This window comes from Ancylobacter sp. TW_SC_1 (assembly GCF_056836805.1).
Genome location: NZ_CM166365.1, coordinates 1699100 through 1718833 on the forward strand (window position 1 = coordinate 1699100; position 19734 = coordinate 1718833).

22 protein-coding genes and 1 pseudogene are annotated in these 19734 nt (G+C 63.2%); 12 read left to right on the top strand and 11 right to left on the bottom strand.

What is annotated here, in order from left to right:
• Nucleotides 1-13 precede the first annotated feature (13 nt).
• The 7 genes from AC1PZ7_RS07790 (at nt 14) to AC1PZ7_RS07820 (ending at nt 5515) form a co-directional block, all read left to right on the top strand.
• On the top strand, nt 14-1087 hold the full coding sequence (locus tag AC1PZ7_RS07790) for an ABC transporter substrate-binding protein (RefSeq protein ID WP_482358905.1): 1074 nt from the start codon (nt 14-16) through the stop codon (nt 1085-1087).
• Entirely contained in the window at nt 1084-2256 is a 1173-nt protein-coding gene (locus AC1PZ7_RS07795; protein ID WP_482358906.1) for an ABC transporter permease, read from the top strand. The genes AC1PZ7_RS07790 and AC1PZ7_RS07795 overlap by 4 nt, the downstream gene beginning before the upstream one ends.
• On the top strand, nt 2253-3071 hold the full coding sequence (locus tag AC1PZ7_RS07800; RefSeq protein ID WP_482358907.1) for an ABC transporter permease: 819 nt from the start codon (nt 2253-2255) through the stop codon (nt 3069-3071). Before AC1PZ7_RS07795 ends, AC1PZ7_RS07800 begins: the two co-directional genes overlap by 4 nt.
• Complete coding sequence (locus AC1PZ7_RS07805; protein ID WP_482358908.1) at nt 3068-3292, top strand: hypothetical protein; 225 nt, start codon at nt 3068-3070, stop codon at nt 3290-3292. Before AC1PZ7_RS07800 ends, AC1PZ7_RS07805 begins: the two co-directional genes overlap by 4 nt.
• Nucleotides 3289-4731 (top strand): amidase, encoded by a 1443-nt coding sequence (locus AC1PZ7_RS07810; protein ID WP_482358909.1) that lies wholly within the window; start codon nt 3289-3291, stop codon nt 4729-4731. Before AC1PZ7_RS07805 ends, AC1PZ7_RS07810 begins: the two co-directional genes overlap by 4 nt.
• 113 nt (nt 4732-4844) lie before the next feature.
• Nucleotides 4845-5141, top strand: a complete 297-nt coding sequence (locus AC1PZ7_RS07815) for a type II toxin-antitoxin system HigB family toxin (RefSeq protein ID WP_482358910.1) — start codon at nt 4845-4847, stop codon at nt 5139-5141.
• A complete protein-coding gene (locus AC1PZ7_RS07820; RefSeq protein ID WP_482358911.1) occupies nt 5138-5515 on the top strand; it encodes a helix-turn-helix domain-containing protein in 378 nt (125 codons plus the stop codon). The genes AC1PZ7_RS07815 and AC1PZ7_RS07820 overlap by 4 nt, the downstream gene beginning before the upstream one ends.
• A gap of 155 nt (nt 5516-5670) precedes the next feature.
• Here AC1PZ7_RS07820 and AC1PZ7_RS07825 read toward each other — a convergent pair whose 3' ends face one another.
• Together AC1PZ7_RS07825 and AC1PZ7_RS07830 are read right to left on the bottom strand one after the other, a co-directional pair.
• Entirely contained in the window at nt 5671-6378 is a 708-nt protein-coding gene (locus AC1PZ7_RS07825) for a GntR family transcriptional regulator (protein ID WP_482358912.1), read from the bottom strand.
• 23 nt (nt 6379-6401) lie between these two features.
• Nucleotides 6402-7553: a M24 family metallopeptidase gene (locus AC1PZ7_RS07830; RefSeq protein ID WP_482358913.1), complete on the bottom strand. Its 1152-nt coding sequence runs from the start codon at nt 7551-7553 to the stop codon at nt 6402-6404.
• A gap of 126 nt (nt 7554-7679) precedes the next feature.
• On the opposite strand from AC1PZ7_RS07830, the gene AC1PZ7_RS07835 reads away from it, so the two are divergent.
• From AC1PZ7_RS07835 to AC1PZ7_RS07845, 3 genes are all read left to right on the top strand, one after another.
• Nucleotides 7680-8417: a maleate cis-trans isomerase family protein gene (locus AC1PZ7_RS07835; RefSeq protein ID WP_482358914.1), complete on the top strand. Its 738-nt coding sequence runs from the start codon at nt 7680-7682 to the stop codon at nt 8415-8417.
• Nucleotides 8418-9104 (top strand): GntR family transcriptional regulator, encoded by a 687-nt coding sequence (locus AC1PZ7_RS07840; protein WP_482358915.1) that lies wholly within the window; start codon nt 8418-8420, stop codon nt 9102-9104. It abuts the gene before it with no gap.
• 102 nt (nt 9105-9206) lie between these two features.
• Nucleotides 9207-9425, top strand: a complete 219-nt coding sequence (locus tag AC1PZ7_RS07845; protein WP_482358916.1) for a helix-turn-helix domain-containing protein — start codon at nt 9207-9209, stop codon at nt 9423-9425.
• Between the two features lie 55 nt (nt 9426-9480).
• Here the strand turns inward: AC1PZ7_RS07845 and AC1PZ7_RS07850 are convergent, their stop codons facing one another.
• Nucleotides 9481-9807: a DUF736 domain-containing protein gene (locus AC1PZ7_RS07850; RefSeq protein ID WP_482358917.1), complete on the bottom strand. Its 327-nt coding sequence runs from the start codon at nt 9805-9807 to the stop codon at nt 9481-9483.
• 465 nt (nt 9808-10272) lie between these two features.
• Between AC1PZ7_RS07850 and AC1PZ7_RS07855 the strand changes: the two genes are divergently transcribed.
• Complete coding sequence (locus AC1PZ7_RS07855; RefSeq protein WP_482358918.1) at nt 10273-10989, top strand: AAA family ATPase; 717 nt, start codon at nt 10273-10275, stop codon at nt 10987-10989.
• Between the two features lie 19 nt (nt 10990-11008).
• On the opposite strand, the gene AC1PZ7_RS07860 is transcribed toward AC1PZ7_RS07855, so the two are convergent.
• The 7 genes from AC1PZ7_RS07860 to AC1PZ7_RS07890 all read right to left on the bottom strand — a co-directional run bounded on the left by AC1PZ7_RS07860 (nt 11009) and on the right by AC1PZ7_RS07890 (nt 17986).
• The gene (locus AC1PZ7_RS07860) at nt 11009-11176 is read right to left on the bottom strand and encodes a hypothetical protein (RefSeq protein ID WP_482358919.1); all 168 of its coding nucleotides are present in this window, start codon (nt 11174-11176) and stop codon (nt 11009-11011) included.
• Between the two features lie 282 nt (nt 11177-11458).
• Nucleotides 11459-11881, bottom strand: coding sequence for a PIN domain-containing protein (locus tag AC1PZ7_RS07865; RefSeq protein ID WP_482358920.1), 423 nt, complete (start codon nt 11879-11881; stop codon nt 11459-11461).
• Nucleotides 11878-12132, bottom strand: a complete 255-nt coding sequence (locus tag AC1PZ7_RS07870) for a FitA-like ribbon-helix-helix domain-containing protein (RefSeq protein WP_132036189.1) — start codon at nt 12130-12132, stop codon at nt 11878-11880. The genes AC1PZ7_RS07865 and AC1PZ7_RS07870 overlap by 4 nt, the downstream gene beginning before the upstream one ends.
• Before the next feature lie 85 nt (nt 12133-12217).
• Nucleotides 12218-13144, bottom strand: coding sequence for a DUF2493 domain-containing protein (locus AC1PZ7_RS07875; protein ID WP_482359596.1), 927 nt, complete (start codon nt 13142-13144; stop codon nt 12218-12220).
• A gap of 314 nt (nt 13145-13458) precedes the next feature.
• Nucleotides 13459-14493, bottom strand: a complete 1035-nt coding sequence (locus AC1PZ7_RS07880) for a DUF7146 domain-containing protein (protein WP_482358921.1) — start codon at nt 14491-14493, stop codon at nt 13459-13461.
• A 69-nt stretch (nt 14494-14562) separates the two neighbouring features.
• Nucleotides 14563-16626 (bottom strand): ParB/RepB/Spo0J family partition protein, encoded by a 2064-nt coding sequence (locus AC1PZ7_RS07885; RefSeq protein WP_482358922.1) that lies wholly within the window; start codon nt 16624-16626, stop codon nt 14563-14565.
• A gap of 166 nt (nt 16627-16792) precedes the next feature.
• Nucleotides 16793-17986 carry a DUF932 domain-containing protein gene (locus tag AC1PZ7_RS07890; protein ID WP_482358923.1) on the bottom strand — a complete coding sequence of 398 codons (1194 nt, stop codon included), beginning with the start codon at nt 17984-17986 and terminating at the stop codon, nt 16793-16795.
• Between the two features lie 283 nt (nt 17987-18269).
• On the opposite strand from AC1PZ7_RS07890, the pseudogene AC1PZ7_RS07895 reads away from it, so the two are divergent.
• A pseudogene (locus tag AC1PZ7_RS07895) lies at nt 18270-18437 on the top strand (JAB domain-containing protein); the annotation flags it as partial.
• Between the two features lie 86 nt (nt 18438-18523).
• On the opposite strand, the gene AC1PZ7_RS07900 reads toward AC1PZ7_RS07895, so the two are convergent.
• On the bottom strand, nt 18524-19555 hold the full coding sequence (locus AC1PZ7_RS07900) for a glycosyltransferase family 2 protein (protein WP_482358924.1): 1032 nt from the start codon (nt 19553-19555) through the stop codon (nt 18524-18526).
• Nucleotides 19556-19734 lie beyond the last annotated feature (179 nt).

The window sequence follows — 19734 nt, forward strand, 5'->3', positions numbered from 1 at the left end:
AAGGAGGTTCATCATGGTTATCGCGTGCCCGAAATTGTTGACCGCAGCCGTTCTCTGCCTTCTGATTGCTTCTGGCCCCGCGCGCGCGGCGGACGCTCTGACCATCGCCTCCTTCGGCGGCCAATACACGGCAAGCCAGAGCAAGTCGCAGTATGATCCGTTCACCGCCAGAACCGGCGTGACGATCAAGTCGGTCGACTACAATGGGGGACTTGCCGAGCTCACCGCCCAGGTCCGTTCGGGCACGGTGAACTGGGACATCGTTGATGTCGAGTTGCAGGATCTTGATCGTGGCTGCGCCGACGGTCTGTTCGAGAAGATCGATCCGGCGCAACTGCCAGCAGGTTCCGATGGAGTTCCCGCCATCAAGGACTTTGTTACCGGGTCACTTCATGAGTGCGGTGTCGGCACCGTCATTTGGTCCAATGTGCTGGCCTTCAGCGATCCGGCCTTTCCCGATGCCAAGCCGAGCCGGATTGAGGACTTCTTCGATCTGGAGAGGTTTCCGGGTCGACGCGGACTGCCCAAGCGTCCTCACGCCATGCTTGAATGGGCGTTGATGGCCGACGGCGTGGCAGCCTCTGAGGTCTATCGGGTGCTGGCAACGCCGGAAGGTCTCGGCCGTGCCTTTGCCAAGCTCGATAGGGTCAAGGATCACGCCGTCTTCTGGGAGACCGGAGCGCAGATGATCCAGCTTCTCGCTGATGGCGAGGTGGCGCTATCCGCTGCCTATAATGGGCGCGTGCAATCGGCAATCTCGGAGGATGCCAAGCCGCTGAAGATCATCTGGGACCGCCAGATCTGGAACGCGGACTACTACGCCATTGTCGCCGGTACCGGAGCCAAGGACCGGGCGCTCGATTTCGTACGCTTTGCCACCGGAACCGTTCCGCTGGCCGAGCAGACCAAATACATCGCCTATGGTCCTGTGCGTCGATCCTCCCAGCCGCTGATCGCGCCGGCGATCGCCGCCACGCTTCCAACGGCACCGGCCAATTTCAACAACGCTCTGGCCTTCGACGCCGCCTGGTGGACAGTCCACGGCGACGCGATCAATGAACGTTATGCGGCATGGCTGGTCCAATGAACGCGGCCTCGCCCTCCCGCGCCGGCTGGGCGCTCGTGCTACCCCTTGTCGCCTTCATCGCCATCGCCTTCCTGGCGCCCATCGCGACCATGCTCCTGCGCAGCGTCCATGATCCGGAAATCGCCGATCTCATGCCGCGTACGCGCCAGGCCCTCATTCAGTGGGACGGGATCGGCGTTCCGCAAATGGCCGCTGAAGCGGTTACTGCGGATTTGCGCGAGGCGAGCGCGACCAACCAGATCGGCCGGCTCGCCCAACGCCTCAACCGCGAACAGAACGGGCTTCGCGCGCTGATCGACGTCACCGCGCGACATCTAGAGCGGGAGCCTGACACGAAGGTTACGCGGATCGATCCAGGCTGGAGCGATCCCGATCTCTGGCGGGTTCTGGCGCGCGTGACCCCGCCCTGGACGGGGCAACATCTACTCAATGCCTTGGATTTGACCGTGACAGCTGACGGAACAATGGTCCGGCAGGAGGAGGCGCGGCGGCTTTATGTCGATCTCTTCCTGCGAACCGCCTGGGTCGCTGCGTTGGTGACCATCATCTGTGCGCTGCTCGGCTATCCCTATGCCTATGCCATGGCAGCGGCCGGCCCCTCATTACGTGCGCTGCTGCTGTTCCTGGTGCTGCTGCCGTTCTGGACCTCGTTGCTGGTGCGCGCCACCGCTTGGATCGTGCTGCTGCAACGGCGTGGCGTCATCAATGAAGGGCTGCTCGCGATGGGCCTCATTGGCGAGACCGGCCGTCTCGACCTGATCTACAACATGACGGGCACCATCATCGTCATGGTTCACGTGCTGCTGCCCTTCTTCGTGCTTCCGCTCTATTCGGTGATGGCGGGACTGCCGACCTCCTATGTGCGCGCCTCAGCAAGCCTGGGAGCGCATCCACTGCGAACCTTCGCACGCGTCTATCTTCCGCTGACCTATCCCGGCGTTGCAGCCGGCGGTCTGCTCGTCTTCATCCTGTCGCTTGGCTATTACGTCACACCGGCCCTGGTGGGAGGACGAACCGGCCAGCTCATCAGCAATCAGATCGCTTTTCATATGCAGAGGAGCTTGAACTGGGGCTTGGCTGCCGCTCTTGGGACGTTGCTTCTGCTCGCGGTTCTGCTCCTCGCTTTGACGCTGCCGCGCCTCGCCGAACGCGGAGGGCTGCGCGCATGAGCCGGCTCGCCCGTTTCGGGTTCTATCTTCTCTGCGGGCTGATCGCGGCCTTCCTTGTGCTGCCACTCCTCGTGATCGTGCCGCTGTCCTTCAATCCGGAGCCGTATTTCTCCTTTACGCCGGCCATGCTTCAGCTTGATCCGGCGGGCTGGTCATTGCGCTGGTACCGGGAAATTACGGAAAGCGCGCAGTGGCGGCTGGCCCTGCGAAACAGCCTGAGCATCGCGGCCGTCGTCACGCCGCTGGCAACCCTGCTCGGCACGATGGCGGCGCTCGGATTGCGGCGGCTACCGGCGCGGCCGCGCAAGATGTTGGCCGTCATCATCGCGTCGCCGCTGGTGGTGCCCGTCATCCTGTTCGCCACCGGCATCTATTTCTTCCTGGCGCCGCTGGGGCTTACCCAATCCTTCGCCGGTATCATTCTCGCCCATACCGCATTGGCTGCGCCCTATGTGGTGGTGACGGTGGGAAGCACGCTCACCACCTTTGACGAGCGCCTGCTGCGGGCCGCGTCCATTCTGGGCTCGCCGCCCTTATCCGCCTTTTTCAAGGTGACCTTGCCGCTGATCGCGCCTGGTATCGCCTCAGGTGCTCTGTTCGCCTTTGTCACGTCATTCGATGAAGCGGTCATCGCCCTGTTCCTGGCTGGCTATGACCAGCGCACCATTCCGTTGCAGATGTGGTCGGGTGTGCGGGACCAGTTGAGTCCCGCCGTGCTCGCCGCAGCCACGCTCATGGTGCTTCTCGTCACCATCGTCATGCTCGCAGCGATGCTGATCGCTCGCTCGGCGCGATCGGCAGGAGCACGCAGATGAGCCGTCCGGACTGGCTCGACGCCGATTTCCTGGCCACCGTCGCTGCGCGGCTTGCCGGGCGTGACTGGCCCGCAGCGACGTTGGCGCCGCTGGTGCATGGGGCGGGGCATGGCCTCGTCAGTGGCCTGGGCGATCTGTTGGCAGGCCTGCAGAGGCTCGCTGATCAGGATCTCGCCGACATCGGACCGGCAATCACCCCTTTCCAGGAAACAGACCAATGAGCGACCTCACGCGTCTGTCCTTGCGCAAGCTCCGCCGGCTGATGGTCTCCGGGGAGGTCCGGCCGGAAGAGGTGACCGTGGCGTTTCTGGCGCGAGCCGAAGCCCGCAATAGTCGTGATCTCAGCTATGTCTCGATCGGAGCAGAAGAGGCTCTGGCATGCGCTAGCCGGGTGGAACAGGCTGGCGCATCGGGGCGCCTCGCCGGCATACCCTTCTCCTGCAAGGATGTGTTCGACACAGTGACGTTGCCGACCACAGCCGGCTCGCGCGCCATGCATGATTACCGGCCGATCAGAGACGCGCAGGCGCTTGAACGCCTCAAGGCGTCTGGCGCCATCCTTTTGGGAAAGAACAATCTGCACGAGTTCTGCTACGGCATCACCGGCGCCAACACGGCCTTCGGCACGCCAGCTAACCCACATGATCCAGGCCGCCTGGCGGGCGGATCCTCCAGCGGCTCCGCCGTTGCCGTTGCCAACCGCACGGCGATGTTTGCGCTCGGCACCGATACGGGCGGCTCGGTCCGGGTTCCCGCCAGCCTGTGCGGCCTTGTCGGCTTCAAGCCGACGCGCGGGCAGATCAGCCTGAAGGGCGCGGTGCCATTCTGCTGGTCGCTGGATCATGCCGGGATTCTTGCGCGAAGCTGCGGGGACGCGGCCGAGGTGTTCCTCGCCATTCGCGAAGCGGATGAGGGCGTCTTGGCAGCGAACGCCGATCATTCCGAGCGTGGTAACTCGCTGCATGGCCTACGCATCGGCGTACCCAGGGGAGCCTATCTTGAGGATACGACGTCCGACATTGCCCTACGCGTGCATCAGCTGATCGCGGAATGCCGCCGGCTCGGGGCTCACATCATCGACGTGGTGATGCCAGACGCTACCTATGTGCGCACGGCCTCGCTGGCCGTTCAACTGGTCGAGGCCTTTGCCTGGCACCGGACAAATCTCCAGCGCCGATTTGATCTGTATGGCGAGGATGTTCGCGAGGGCCTGCTTCAAGGCCAGTTCATCCTGGCCGAGCACTATGTGCAGGCGCTCCGGCTGATCGCCATGAAGCAGGCCGAGGTGAGCGTGGTACTCAAAGACGTCGATGTGCTGATGACGCCGACGACGCCGATCGTCGCACCAGCGCTGGATCAGCAGCAGGTGACGCTAGCGGGCGTTCCGGTGCCTGTCGGCAATGCGCTGTCGCACTTCACCTGTCTTTTCAACCTGACCGGTCACCCCGCGCTATCCGTTCCCATCGGTCGGGACGGTGATGGCCTGCCGATCGGGGTGCAACTGATCGGTGCGCATCATCGGGACATGAAGCTCCTGGCGATCGGCGCCGCACTGGAACGGGTCGGTCTGGCCGGCTGGATCGAGCCGAATGACGAGATGGATGATGGCACCGCCATGCCGTCTCCGCTGGCGGAGCAGCGAGAGCTCTATCCGCATTAGGGATACGGGCGCTACGGATACCATCCAACTCCGAGTGGCGCCGCCTGTGGAGATGGCGTTCCCAATCTGGGAAAATGCCTTGTTCCCGATTCGGGAATTCGCTATAAGCTCCTATGCAGATCATCGCTCGCCGGACTCTCAAGCTCTTCTGGGAGCGCTATCCGCAAGCTGAGACGCCACTCGTGCTTTGGTATGCCCGCGTGGGGAAGGCCGCGTGGGCCGGCCCTCAGGACGTGAAAGCGACCTTCGGGACTACCGTGGATTTCATAGGGGACAACCGCCTGATCTTCGATGTCGGTGGCAACAAGTTCCGCCTCATCGTCCACGTCGCCTATCCATTCCGTCGGGTGTTGATCAAGTTCGTGGGCACTCACGCTGAATATGACGCCATAGATCCGGAGACCGTTTGATGGACATTCGACCGATCAAGACCGACGCGGACTATGAGTGGGCGCTGGCCGAGGTGACACGGTATTTCGAGCAACAGCCTGAGCCAGGCTCAATGGAAGGAGACCGCTTCGACGTGCTCTCGGACCTTATCGCGGTCTATGAGGAGCGGCACTTTCCGCTGCCAGATGCCGATCCTGTCGAAGCGCTGCGCGCTTTCCTTGAGGCGACTGGGCGAACGCAGCAGGATCTTGCCGCACTGCTCGGCTCCGCACCGCGCGCATCGGAAGTCTTGCGCCGCAAGCGGGCCCTGACCGTCGATATGATCGGCAAATTGAGCAAGGAGTGGGGTATTCCGGCGGATGTCCTGGTGCGGCCTTACAGGCTGGCGGCGTAAGACGTCTCCAAGTAAGATTTCATCGCGGGGGATGGTGCGGGTACGATCAAGCTCGATTTGCGAAGGCCAACCGATTAGTGGGGTCATTGAGATCCACAGTGTCCGCCTTTCCGGGCATTACTCGATCGAGGTGATTTCTTTCTCGATCACACGCGTTAGTCCTGCATCAAGGAGGTCGCGAGCGCGCGCATGACCAGATCCGGCAGCGCCACCTCAAGAACCTGGAAATGATCGTTCAGAGCCATCACAGCCGCCTCCATTCTTCCCTCGTTCAGTGCCGAGGTCAGGGCGGCGAGGGAGGCATGTAGCGGCGCGGTCAGCTCGGATGATCGATAGGCGCAGCGGCGAAGATGATGGGTCCGTTCGCACAGATCGATCACGTTGCGCTCAATGACATCGCTGCCCGTCCATCGGCTCATGGCGATGAGCAGGGCTTCGGTTCGGCGTGCCAGCGCAACGGCCGTCCTTGGATCGCACGGCGTCAAGGGAGGAGGTCCCAGGTCGGCCAAAGGGCGCAATGATTCCTGACATGCCCCGACTTCGAGGCTGTGTCGGAGGAGAAGCTGCAGGAGGTCATGGATTTCCTGCATCTCGCGCAGGCGCAGTTCGAGGGCGAAGAACCCTCTCGCTGGAACAGCAGCAATATGACCTTCGGCATGCAGGCGGATCAGCGCTTCGCGCACAGGCGTATTACTGACCTTCAGCTGGTCCGACAGTTCGACGACGGCCAAATGCTGGCCAGGACGGAACCTGTAGAGCAGCGCCCGTGTTTTCAGGGCACGGTAGACCTGATGCCGCCGGTCCCCGCCGAGACATCCTGATGGCCGCGATCCCGGGCAAAAACGGTCCTCGTCCCGTTTCATCCTAGCGTCTGCGGCTCCCTGCTTCAAAGAACCTTCAGGTCGCGGGGATAGGGCGTGAGATAGTCGAAACCGTCGTCAGTCACGACGATTGAGTCGCCGATGCGTCCACCGCCCTTGCCGGGCACGGTAATGCCGCCGTCGATAGCAAAGGTCATGCCGGCCTGTAATTCACGCATCTCACCGCGCTTGAGTTCCGGCGCCTCCAGCAGCGACATGCCGACCGAGCGGCCGGTGCGATAGCCCGGCGAGAAGCCAGCCGCCGCATAGGCCTCTTCCGCTGCGGCATTGACCGCCTCGCAGCGTATGCCGGGACGAATTGTGGCGAGTGCGGCGCGCTGGGCAGCCACGGAGGCCTCCTGGATGCGTGCCTGTTCGTCAGTCATGGACCCCACAAAGAACTGGCGGTCAAAGCCGAGCTTGTAGTTGCGGAAGTTTACCATGCCGCAGAAGCACAGATAGACCGGATCGCCCGGCTCCAGCGGGCGCACGGCGGCGCGGCGATGGACCATGCAGGTGTCTGTGCCTGACTGAAGGATCTGCAGATTGTGGATCAGCGGCGAGACATAGCGGTCCTGCGGATCGCGCAGCAGGGAGGCGGCCCGGCGCGTGCCGGCCTGCATGGCGGCGAGCGCGATCTCATATTCGGGCACACCGGGACCGATCGCGTCCGCGGCCGCATCCATCATGGAAACGGCAACCTCGCCGGCCTGGCGCATGATGGCAATCTCGTCCGGAGACTTGATCATGCGCTGCTCTGCGATCAGCGGAGCAATATCCGTCAGGATGCGAGCTGGAAGTTGCTCCCTGATCTCGGCGGCGATCACATTCGGTAGCCGGGCCGCTTCGATCCCGATCTGCGTGGCCGTTGCGGGGCTGCCCAATAGTCCAATGAGCAGGTCCCGCCATTCCCGGCCGCCGTCGGTCCAGGGTCGGATGTCCCCGACCCAGCTCATGGCGGCGCACATTTCCGATTCCATCAGCGGAGTGAGGATCACCGGAGCCTGACCGGAACGCACGATCATCAGCGTCGGCCGCCCGAATTCCATGCCGAGATAATTCCAGTAGCCCCCGTAATAGGCGATCGAGTCTGGATCACTGAGAAGGGCCAGTTCGATGCCGGCGCTCTCGAGAGACCGGGCGAGAAGATGCGTGCGCATCTCAAAGGGGCTTGTCATTTGCCAACCTGTATGCAGCTATGGTGTGTCTCACGATAGAGAGACGCGAATTACGTTGTCAATAAGGGAATTAGGACTGTGTTGGCGGGGAGATTTTCCCTAGCTGCATACATCAAGGGGCGGGGCGTGCGTGAGATCAAGAGCGATGCTGGTCGCCATCACCGGGCAAAGATCGGATTTGTGCTGTTGGCGATGGAACAGACCATCGAGGACGACATGTTCACGCTCCGTCCAAGGGGCGTGGGCATTCACTTCACGCGCGCACCCATGGCGAACCGGGTCAGCGTCGATACACTGGCGGCCATGGCCTCGGGCATTGGCGATGCCGCCAGCCTACTCCTGCCGGAGGAGCCGCTCGATGTCGTCTGTTATGCCTGCACCTCGGGCAGCGTCGTCATCGGAGAGGATCAGGTGTTTGCTGAACTGAACCGGGGCAAGCCCAACGCCCGGGCCACTTCGTTGATCACCTCGGTCATGCGTGCACTGCAGGCACTAAAGGTGAGCCGCATTGCCATTGCCACGCCCTACCTTGCCGAGGTCGATGCCATCGAGCGCAGCTATATGGCGGCGCGCGGCTTTGAGATCGTTCACATGCAGGGATTGGGCATCGAGAAGGATGCCGATATGGTGAGGGTCACGCCGGAAGCCATTCTGGATTTTGCCCTCAGCGTCGATCGTCCCGAAGCAGAGGCGCTGTTCATCAGCTGTGGCGCCCTGCGCTCCCTCGACGTGATCGAGGAACTCGAGCGCAGGCTCGGCAAACCGGTCGTGACCAGCAATCAGGCGATGATGTGGGACTGTCTGCGTCTTGCCGGGATCGCCGACCAGCGGGATGATTATGGCATTCTGCTTCGGGAGCATTGAGTGAGCGAGAGCGCGACGAGCGAAGCCGCAAGGACACGAGCCCCGCGCGGTCAGGTCACCGACATCTACCGGACCTTGCGCGACCGTATCTGTCTGCTTCGCTACCCACCCGGGATGCTGCTCGGCGAGCACGAACTCGCCGAAGAGTTCACGGTCAGTCGCACGCCGGTGCGCCAGGCGCTGCAGCGGCTGGAATATGACGGACTTACCGAGACCCGCAACGGCGTTGGAACCATGGTGACGGGCGTCGACCCGAACGCCTTCCGCGATATTTATGCGTTTCGGCTGCGCCTGAGCGAAATGATGGGCGAGTTCCCTGCGGAAGAAGAGGTGCCACGCGCCCTCTCCACGATCCTGGTGCTTCAGGACCGACTGGGGGACCTGAAAGGCCATCGGGACATGGAAGCGTTCTGGCAGCTCAATCACGAGCTCCATCACGCCACCAACCGGCTGATCGCCAATCTTGCCCTGCGCGACACCCATGAGCGCTATTACTTCCAAGCCTCAAGGATCTGGTACAGCGTGATTGAGGCCTTCTTCGAGGAGCAACTCGCCGATCTGGCCAGTGAGCTCGGTGAGATCGCGGGCGCGCTGCGGGCCGGCGACATAAGGGCGGTCGGCTATATCCAGCGCAACCACATCGCCTTTGGCCTGCATCGTGTCGCGAGCGCGCACACCGCCGTTTGACGCTGCCAGCTCTGGCCGGACGGACCACGTCCCATGCGGCCAGATGTGTTTACATATTATAGTTGATAAACTTGGCACGACGGAATTGCGATCGGTTTGCGCATGGATATGCGCAAGCTGGTCGGACGAAATTTCGCCCGCGTGCGTCAGGCCAAGGACCTGACGCAGGAACAGGTTGCCGAGCGCTCGGGTCTGAGCCAGCAATATCTGAGCGGTCTCGAGCGGGGCCGGCGCAATCCGACGATCATCACGCTCTACGAGCTGGCGCGTGCTCTCGATGTGAGCCATGTCGAGCTCGTCCTTCCGCCTGACGAGAAGTGATGTCCGCCCGGCTGACCCCGGCCGGTGAGGCCGGGGCCGTGATCCGGGCGAGGTCTTAGTCGCTCCGGCGTCCGTTGGGGCGCGACCAAATCAGCGAAAAGCCTTCGCCGTCCTCATCGTCGAACAGGTTGGCGTAGATCGGCGCGGTGAAGCTCGGATCATCGAGCTTGAGGCCGAGATAGTCGCGGCCCTCGGTGGAGCGCTTGGACCAAGCGGCCCCGATCTCGGCGCGGCCGACCAACACGCGGTGGCTGGGGGCGTTCTCGCCGGTGGCGCGGGTGTCGGGGACAATGCGCACGCCTTTCGCCTGAACGCTGAGGGTGACGATGTCGCCGGTGAACTCGTTGGTGCCGGTCTTCTTGAAGGTGCCGATGGTCGCCATGATAAGTCTCCGATCTTCCGTTTCGGGCCCGCACCATTGCGGCCTCGATGGCGATCGACAGGCCGAAGGGGTTCGGCGGTGCACCCCATCTCCACGCGAGCGCGCGAGCGGCTGGGGTGGGGCCTGACAGCACAGGAGGACTTTGTTGCTCCGCGAGGAATGCCGGCTCCGCGAAGGGAGCCGGCAGGGGAAGAAAGTCCGACGCCGCTGTTGCACCTCGGCGATCCAGGCATCGCCGTCCTTCGGACAGATCAGGCCATTGAAGAGGCCGGTGGGTGGGGGCACACGTTCAACGGTTGGTGAGGCAGACGATGGCGTGTTCGCGCGGCCGGCGGGAAACCCACGTCGTATCAGCGGACGTCATGGCAAGCGTTTCGGGTCCGTTTAGCGGCATTCGGATCGACCCCCGCAACGACCGAGCCCATCTTCACCTGGCTGAGACTGCTTCAGGTCGGAGAAGCCGCCATGGCGAACGTCGACCAGGGCACGTATGCCGACCTCTGGCAGATGCCGTCAGCGTCACCAGCCGCATCGCGCGGGGTGCGCCGATGCCATAACGCGGTTGCGGCCTCGCGAATCCCCATCCAGGAAACGATGCCGGTGATGCGGGCCGGGTGTCATTTTGAAGAGCTACCAATGGATCGATATGTCGTCATTTCAGGCTGTTCAGGTGGCGGCAAGTCGACATTGCTGGCCGAGCTTGAACGTCGTGGCTTTGCCGCCGTGGAGGAACCCGGGCGCCGCATTGTCAGCGAACAGCTCCGCAGCGGCGGGACGGATCTGCCCTGGGTGGATAGGACCGCCTTCGCACGGCGCTCGGTCGCCCTGGCGCTGGAAGACAGAGCGGCAGCACTTGTCCGACCAGGATGGGTGTTCTTTGATCGTGGGCTGATTGATGCTGCGATCGCTTGTGAACGCGCGACCGGCAAGCCGATAGTTGTCACGCTTGGCGTGGCTCATCGTTACAATCGTCAAGTATTTCTGGCGCCTCCCTGGCCGGAAATCTATGAGGTTGATCATGAGCGGCGGCACGATCTTTCCGCGGCGATTGCCGAATATGAGCGTCTGATCGTCGCTTATCCCAACCTCGGTTATGAGGTGACGATCCTGCCCAAGGTCTCCGTTGCTGCTCGTGCCGACTTCGTCATCAATCGATTGAAAGCGCTGGGGGCTTCAGAGTGAGGATGCCCCTCCCGCCCGATCATGGCGCGAAGGGATCGATTTCACGGACGATCACAGCTTCGTCGCCGTCATATTCGGCAACCGGTACGACGGAGAGCGTGCCGTCGCCGGCGCGGAAGATGACGACGGTGGTCATCAGGGTGGTGGAGAGGCTGAAGGCGAAGGCGTGAGCGATCTGGGCGGACATCGACCTGGCTCCTGCGCGAGCGGAGGTCCATCCCCCGCTGACAGGCGCCCGAAAGGTCCGGTCGGTGGCCGCAATCACCGCCTGAGGCGCAGCCGGAGCGGCGGCACGCGCAGCGTTGTCCGACCCTTCATGGGTTGATGGCGTCAGGCCATTGGCTGGACCCAAGGATCAGCGTCGTGAAGCGGGGATTGTCGTCCGGTCAGGAGATCGTGATGGTGGGTTGCTGCGCAGGTCGCTTCTGCTGGGTTGCAAGGTCGAACACCTGCTGTCCGTGGCAGGTCGTCAGCGTTGCATGTTCCACGGATTGATGACCACCACACCGGCGGCATGGAACGCGCTGGTATCGCGCGTGGCCACAGTGAAGCCCCGGGAGGCTGCGATTGCGGCGATATAGCCGTCGGGCGTCGGAAAGCCCTTGCCGGCCGCGCGCGCCTTCACGGCGAGGTCGGCATAGTGTCGTGCGGCAGCGACATCGAACGGCAGGACGCGGTCAGCGAACAGCTCCATCACACCGTCCAGGGCTTCGGTGAGCCGGTCTTTGCGCTTGCCCGCGGGCAGCGCACCTATGCCATACAACAGTTCGGCGATGGTGACGCTGGAGAGATAGAGCGTCTCGGCCGCCTGCTCGTCGAGCCACGCCCGGACGGTGTCGTCAGGCGCGGGCTTCATCGCCTCCGATATGACATTGGTGTCGAGAAGGATCATTCGAAGCTCATGGGCTCGGCAGGTGTCCTGTCACGCGCCGGGCTGAGGGCGTCGATATCCTCATTGGTCAGCCCCAGCCGGCGGCTGCGTTCCGCGAGCGCCGTTCCGAGCCGGAGGCGCGTGTCAGGTCGGACGGCGGTCTCAAGAATGTCGCGCATCTCGGCTTCGGTGCTGCGGCCATGCTGTGCCGCGCGCACCTTGAGGGCACGGTGCGTCGCCTCGGAGAGGTTACGAATCGTCACTGCTGGCATGATGGCGCCTCCAGTAAGGCTGATAGCGTTGTTAGCAAAATAGAAAATTTGCCATCACATTCAAGATGGCGGGTTCCGGCGGCGCTTAGGCGCTGCCGGAGCCGAAGCGATAGACCGGGATGCCCATCTTACGGGCCTTGTCGGCCAGATTGTCCTGAATGCCGGTGCCGGGGAAGATCACGACCCCGATCGGCACCACGTTCAGCATCTGGTCGTTGCGCTTGAACGGCGCCGCCTTGGCGTGCCTCGCCCAGTCGGGTTTGAAGGCCACCTGCGGCACCTTGCGGCTGTCGGCCCAGAGGGACGCGATCTTTTCGGCGCCTTTGGGCGACCCGCCATGCAGGAGCACCATGTCCGGGTGCTTGGTGTGGATCTGATCGAGCTTGGCCCAGATCTGCCCGTGGTCAGCGGTGTCGCCGCCCGAGAAGGCGATCTTCGGCCCGGCGGGCACGAGTACCTCGGTATCCGCGCGCCGCCGGGCGGCGAGGAAATCCCGGCTGTCGATCAGCGATGCGGTGAGATGGCGATGGTTGACCCGTGATCCGGCGCGTGGCGCCCAGGGCGAGCCGATGGCGATATGGTAGCGATCCGCAGCGGCCTCGCGGAAGGTTTCCATGCCGTCGCGCCGGCCAATCAGGTTCACGCCCATGTCGATCAGGCGCTCGAGTTCGAGAGACTTTACCTCCGAGCCGTCCTGCTCGCGCTGAAGCCGCTTCTGGGCCTGCTCGTTGTCGTCCAGCTTCTGTTCGATCCGGTCCACGGCGCGGTGGAACATGTTGACGGTCGACCAGAAGAGATCGGGAAGCTCGGCATCGAGGCTGGTGTCGGTGATCGTGGCGACCAGGGCGTCGAAGATATCGGCGATGGCCCCTTCGATGAGGCGCTCCTCCGGTGGCGGGCGCTGGTCGCGTTCGTCTTCGGAAGGACGATGGCCGTGGAGCTGCAACTCCTGGATCAGGTGGTCGGTCGGGGATGACACGTGGTGCGGCTCGTGGTCGTCATGCGCGCTCATGGGATGTCCCAATGGTTGGACCGCGACCGTTGCGGCCTTCATGGCGACGAAGCCGTCGGGCGGGACGGACCTGCACCCGGAGCGAAGTGACAGGGCCACAGCGCCGGCGGAGGATGGCGACAAGCCGGCGATTTTGTCTCGCGATGGAAAGCGGCCTGAAGGCCGCGCCGGAAAATCGTCGGCTGCAGCCATTGCCGATCCGGCCCGGCTGACGGCCGATCGCCCTCTTGAAGGCGCAAGGCGCGGTCCTCTTGCCGTTACTGACGCATTCTTGCCGGCATGGCGGCCACGTATCGCGGTTCGGCCCTTTCCAGCTATGAGGCTAGGCTCATAAAGCGCGCGACGTCCTCCGCCGCGAGTCGCACCCGAACGCACGTCCGGAGGGCATCCATACCGAGCCGCTGGAGATCCTCGTTGAAGTCCCCGAGGGTTGGCGACAATGGAATGGCCTCGATGCCTTCGGCGTTCGCGCGTTGGATCAGCATGTCCCGTGCGGCGTTTCCCGCCGGATCGTTGTCGCGAACGATGTAGAGCCGCCTCAAGGCAGGTGGGAACAGGATGGCGGCCAGATGCGCGGCCGAAAGCGCCGGTGCCATCGCCATGCCGGGTAAGACCTGCCGAAGCGACAGCATGGTCTCGATGCCTTCGCCTGCCGCCATCACGCTACGGGGCACACCGATGCGGACGGTAGACCCAAGCAGATCACCCATCGCCTTGCGCGGCGTGTCGACCGGAGCTTTGCCGGAGCCGTCGGGGGCGAGCCAGGTGCGGTGCACGCCGGTGATCCTGTCGGTGAGATCGGTGACGGCGGCGATCATGGCGGGCCAAGTCTCGGTCGGGCCGTCGTCGGGCTTATAGTAGCAGCGCGGATGGAAGCGCAGGTTTCCGGTTCCGTGCAGAAGCGTAATGCCGCGTCGGCGCAAATACGTCTCTGCAATGGTCCCGGCGATGGGCTGCGACATGGCGAACAGCCGCCGTGCCGCTTCGACCGACCCTGATGGAGCAGGCATGACACGGCGACGTGGTGCTGTGGGCTCCGGTTTGGGATACGGCAGGTTGAGAAAGATCCGCGCTTCTTCGGCAACGTCAATGAAGTCGGTGAGGCGCAGCGATCCACGGATGACGTCGAGAAGATCGCCATGTTCGCCGGTGGCGGCATCGGTCCATTTGCCCGCCGGCCCCTTCGCGGATGCATGGAGCCGGACAAAGAGCGAGCGGCCGGGCGTGTTGCGGACATCGCCGACCAGCCAGTAGCGGTCCTCCCGGCGTCCATTGGAAAGATAGTGACGGCAGACGGCTTCGGCCCGATCTGCGAGCCGGCGCGATAGATCTTGAGCAATCCCGGACATGGCGAGCTTTTCAAAAACAAAGGCCCGCCGACAGAGCCGGCGGGCCGAGGTTCAGGATCGTGTTGAGGGTTACTCCGCCGCCACGGCAGGGGGGATGTCCGTGGTGTCCTCAGTATCCTCAGGGCTTTCGTCTTCGCCCAGGGCCGTTGTGCCGTCCTGCGCCGCCGTTTCTTCGCCGGCCTCCGGTTCGGTTCCGCGCAGCGGGTCAGGCAGCCAGCCGCTATCGGCCAGCAGAGCTTCGGCCTCGCGGGCCATGTCGCCCTTTTTGAGGTGCGCGATGCGCTCTGCGGAACGCACCCCCTTGGCCTCGCTCACCGCCTGCAGAATGCGGGCCTTGGTGACCCGACCGAGGAAACTGTCCACGGTTGGCCTCCACCCGGCTGCCACCATGTCGAGGTCGACGGCGCGGGCGAGCTGATCGGCATGGTTGAGCGCGCGTGGGCGCCGGTTCCAGGCCTCATGAACGGCGTTCACCGACAGGCTCACGATGTGAGCGAACAGGCCGGAGCGGCTGTCGCTGTTCCAATCCCGCAGCGCCTCCCAGAGATCGGCCGAGTCCTTCGGCAGGAGCTTGGCCCAGCCCTCATGCCGGGCGTGGATCTCCTCGGACGAGGCGCTGTCGTTCAGCCCCGGCGCCTGCGCGCTGAAGGTCACGCTCTTCAGGTCGAGTTCGAGGCAGCTATCCGAGCCGTAGCGATAGAAGCTCGTCAGCGTCAGGGCATGCAGAGCGGCGAGGAAGGCGACATCGGGCCGCTTGCCCAGCGCCTGGCGCAGGCCGAGCGTGCGGTGTGCGGTCAGTTCGGTCATCAGCCGGTCCGAGATGGATGACAAGCCTTCATCCTCCTCGGAACCGGAGATCGGTGCCTCCGCCGTATCGGCATCGTTCGCGCCCGTGGCCGAAGCCGCGACAAGATGTGGGCCGACGTCTTCCGCGGTGACTTCGGGCTCCACCGGCAACTCGTCCTCCGGCCGCACATAGCCGCGCTCAATACGCACTGCGCCATCATGGGCGATACTGACGAAGGCGCCGGCGCGCGCCACATCTAGCGGATCGAAGGTGATCGGACGCGCCTCGAAGGCCTCGATCGCCGTCTCGATCTCGCCAAGCCGCGCGTCGACCTCCTCCGGCAGTTCATCCGCCTCGGCGTGTTCCGCCGACAGTCGGTCATATTCCGCCTGAAGGGCGGCGCGGCTGGCCTCCTCTTCGGTGGTGAGCGGAATGGTCTCACCACGCAGCTGGCGCAGGCCATAGGTGTGACCATAGGCGAAGTCAGGGGCCATCTCGACCCATTTCCAGCCCTCGCCGGCGACAGCGTCCGCCTCGGCCTTGAGCTTCTCGGCCACCAGCCGGTCGATGAGCGCGGCATCCTGCAGCCAGCCGCCATCATCGCCCTGGAACAGGTCGCGCAGGATGGTGCCACCAGCCTCGACATAGGCCTCGAGGCCGATGAACTGGGCGCGCTTGTCGCAGGCACGCACCGCACCTTCGGTCAGCATGCGGCGGATGGCATAGGGCTGCTTGTCATAGGAGGTCTTCAGCCGCTCGAAGACCTGTTCCTGGCGCGCATGATCGCCGGAGACGGTGAAGGCCATGAGTTGGTCGAGCGTCATGCCGTCCTCGGCGTAGACTTCTAGCAACACCGGCGAGACCGAGGCGAGCTTGAGGCGTTGCTTGACCACGCCGATGGAGACGAAGAAGGCGGCAGCAATCTCCTCCTCGGACTGGCCCTTCTCGCGCAGAGCGAGGAAGGCTCGGAACTGGTCGAGCGGATGCAGCGGCGCGCGCTGAACGTTCTCGGCGAGCGAATCCTCCTCCGCGATGCCGCCCTCCCGGATGACGCAAGGCACCGGCGCGGTCTTGGCGAGGCGCTTCTGCTTTACCAGCAATTCCAGCGCCCGATAGCGCCGTCCGCCGGCCGGGATCTCGAACATGCCGGTCTCGGCTCCGGCGTCATCGACGACGGGCCGGACGCTGAGGCCCTGCAGCAGGCCTCGCCGGGCGATGTCCTCGGCCAGTTCCTCGATCGAGACGCCGGCCTTGATGCGTCGGACGTTCGACTGGCTGAGCAGGAGCTTGTTGAAGGGGATGTCGCGCGAGGGCGAGAGCGTGATCTTCTGAACCGTGGTCGCCATGGAAGGCACCTCCGCGACGGGCGGCCAAGAGCCTCTCTCTCGGCCTCCAACCCGTCACGAAGCGCAGCGCCGCCCTCTCACTCTGGAGGGCGACGCTGCAGAAACGCACAAGCGGAAAGACACAAAGCCGGAGACACAGTTTTCGGCATCTCCGGCTTTCCGGAACTCAGGCAGCCCGATCGAGCAGCTTCTTGGCCCGCCCCTCAAGATCGAGCCGGGCATCCTGGTGGGGCTTGTCGCGTGCGACGGCGGTGATGCCCTGCACGAAGTCGAAGATGCTCTCGGGCTTGCGCCCTTCCTCGGCCAGAGCCGTGTCGATGATCTTTGCCGTCTCCGCCTTGGAGAAGCCCCGGTTGTGCAGGAAGTCGCTGCGGTCCTCGTCGGTGCGCGCGACGATCTTCTCCCGTGCTGCCTTGATTCCGTTGACGAAGGGCATGGGCGAGGAATTGGCGAAGCGGGTCATGGCCGGCGCCGCCTCATGGGCAAAGCGCGAGGCCGCGTATTTGGAATGGCGGATGGTGATCTCCTGGAAGTCCTCGACGCCCCAGAGATTGCGGTTCTGGCAGACGGCACGCAGATAGAAACTCGCGATGCCGAGCGTCTTGGCCCCCACCTCCGAGTTCCAGCAGTAAAAGCCCCGGAAATAGAGGTCCGGCGAACCGTCGGGCAAATGCCCGGCCTCGATCGGGTTCAGATCGTCGACCAGAAACAGGAACACGTCGCGGTCGGAGGCGTAGAGCGTCGTCGTATCCTTGGTGATGTCGACACGCGGATTGTAGATGCCCGTCGACCAGTCGAGCACGCCGGGCACCTTCCAGCGCGTGTCGCCGGTGCCGTTGCCGGCAATGCGTTGCACCGCCTCGACCAGTTCGTGATCATAGATGCGACCATAGTCCGGGCCAGTCACGGCGCGCAGCTCGATGCGACCATTGGCGGTTTCAAAGGTCTTGATCTGCTCGGGGCGGTGCGAGGTCAGCCCATATTGCAGATTGATGCCGGCCAGCGCGGCGGGAAGCTGACGCAGATAGGCGGCCGGTGCGCCGATCTGAGCCGCGAGCTGACCGAAGGACCAATGGTTCGGCTCGACGGGCGCATCCGCCCCGGGCAGGACCAGCGACAGCCGCTCGGCATTGGAGCGGCTCGCCTCCACATGGATGCGGGACGTCTCAACAAGGCGCGACCGGCTGTGATCGGCCCGGCCCCGCACCATCGCGGCCAGTTCGCGGAGCGACAGGAACCGTTCGTCATCCGGCCGGGAGAACCATTCCGACGACACGCGCCCGACCCGCTCGCCGCGCGTGACATCCACCTTGTAGCCGCCACTGGCGTCGCGACCGGCATCCAGAACCTGCATGTTCATGGGGATCAACCTCCATGACGGGCGCTGGAAGACTCTCTCCCAGCCCTCAACCCGTCACGGAAGTCCGATCCGGCCTCTCACTCGTGAACTCGACGGTCATCGCTTCCCACTGCGAGCCCCGCGAGTGTACGACAGCACCCGCACTCAGCGTGCTGCGTTGCCGTTTCAGGCTATGAAGGCGGGATAATGCAGAGCCTTGAGCCATTGATATCCCAATTAAATATCCCAGTAAGACTGGTAATATCATATATGTGTTATATTTCAATGCATTAGTCGATATAATATCGTGATGCACAACCATCCGAGCGGCGATCCGACCCCCTCCAATGCCGACATCCAGATGACGCGGACCATCATCGACGTGGCCAAGCCGCTGGGCATCGAGGTGCATGACCACATCATCGTCGGCAAGGACGGCCACGCCTCGCTGCGCGGGCTCCGGCTGATCTGACGCGGGGGCTTCGGGCTCGCGCGAGAAGCCGCGCCTGTCCCGCGGCGATCCGGGAATATGATCGAGCATGAGACGAACAGGGAAATCTAGCGACTGCTGGCACCCTGATTGTGGGAAGCGCGATGGGCGCCAGATGATTTGAAGTACTTCTTGTAAAAATTGCGGGCGATCCGAATGGACCATTTGGGGGCCACCAGAAGCGGCAGGGCGCGTGTCCAGTACGCCGGAAGTGTTCCGTATGTCCTCGCGAGGAAAATGATCGCCTGTATGGTTCCCTCGGTTCGCTCGGGCATGGTCTTGGCGTTGGTAATTCGTGCCATTATGTGCGTATTGAAGATACGTTGGCGCATGATAGCGCGGGTTTCGGGGGCTTCCGCGAATAGTAGATCTGCAATGTCGCTATAGGCCTGTGCGTCGATCTTGAGCCGGTCCAGCCAGCCATAGCGCGCCTGCAGTTGATCATTTCCCGTTCGGAAGCCGACGCAGGGGGGCTGAATAACGCCCCACTGACCAGTCTCGCCGATGATGCGACCGAGTATTATTACCTGGACATAGTAATTCCTGATTGACTTTATCGTGGGATCATTGATCTCCCGGTTCCAAAGATCTCTCTTCACAACAAGCGCGGACATGAATCCCAACAATTCCGCCATGGAAGAGAATACGGCCTTCGCTCCCGTCATCAATTGCGTAGGCGGCGTGGCGCGAATGCCGACCGGGGTGCTCATGGTGATGTCGTAGTCGATTACGCCGAGCGTGAAGCCTACGGCGTGAGGCCACAGTTCAATCGCATCCAGCAGGCGGCGAATGCTGCCGGGCTCCAATCGGTCGTCGTCACCCATCAGCCAGATATAGGGGGAGGTAGCAGCGGCGACGACGGCGAGAAAATTTCCGTCAATGCCGATATTCGTGGGTTGCGAGATAAAATTATAGTTCTTAAAGCATGACCTGTAGCTCTCGGCCGTGGAGACGGTGCCGTCAATCGACGCGTCATCGCTTATGATGACTTCAATGTCGTCGGAATGTCCTTGTTCAATGATGCTGTCGAGAAGCTCGGAAAGTAATGATGCACGGTTATATGTCGGGATGCATATGGAAAGGATTGGCATCGCGAACATATCTCCATTTCAACATGCTTTAAAAATCGAAATATCAATTCGATGTAGAGTGCGCGTAAGAGCGTCGACGGGTACATCTCGTCCGCGACGGCTGCATGCTCGCTCCCTTGGTGGATCCTCTGCCATCCGGAGCGTGAGCCGTTCCGTACCGGAAGCCTCGTAACGCCCTGTTATCTGGG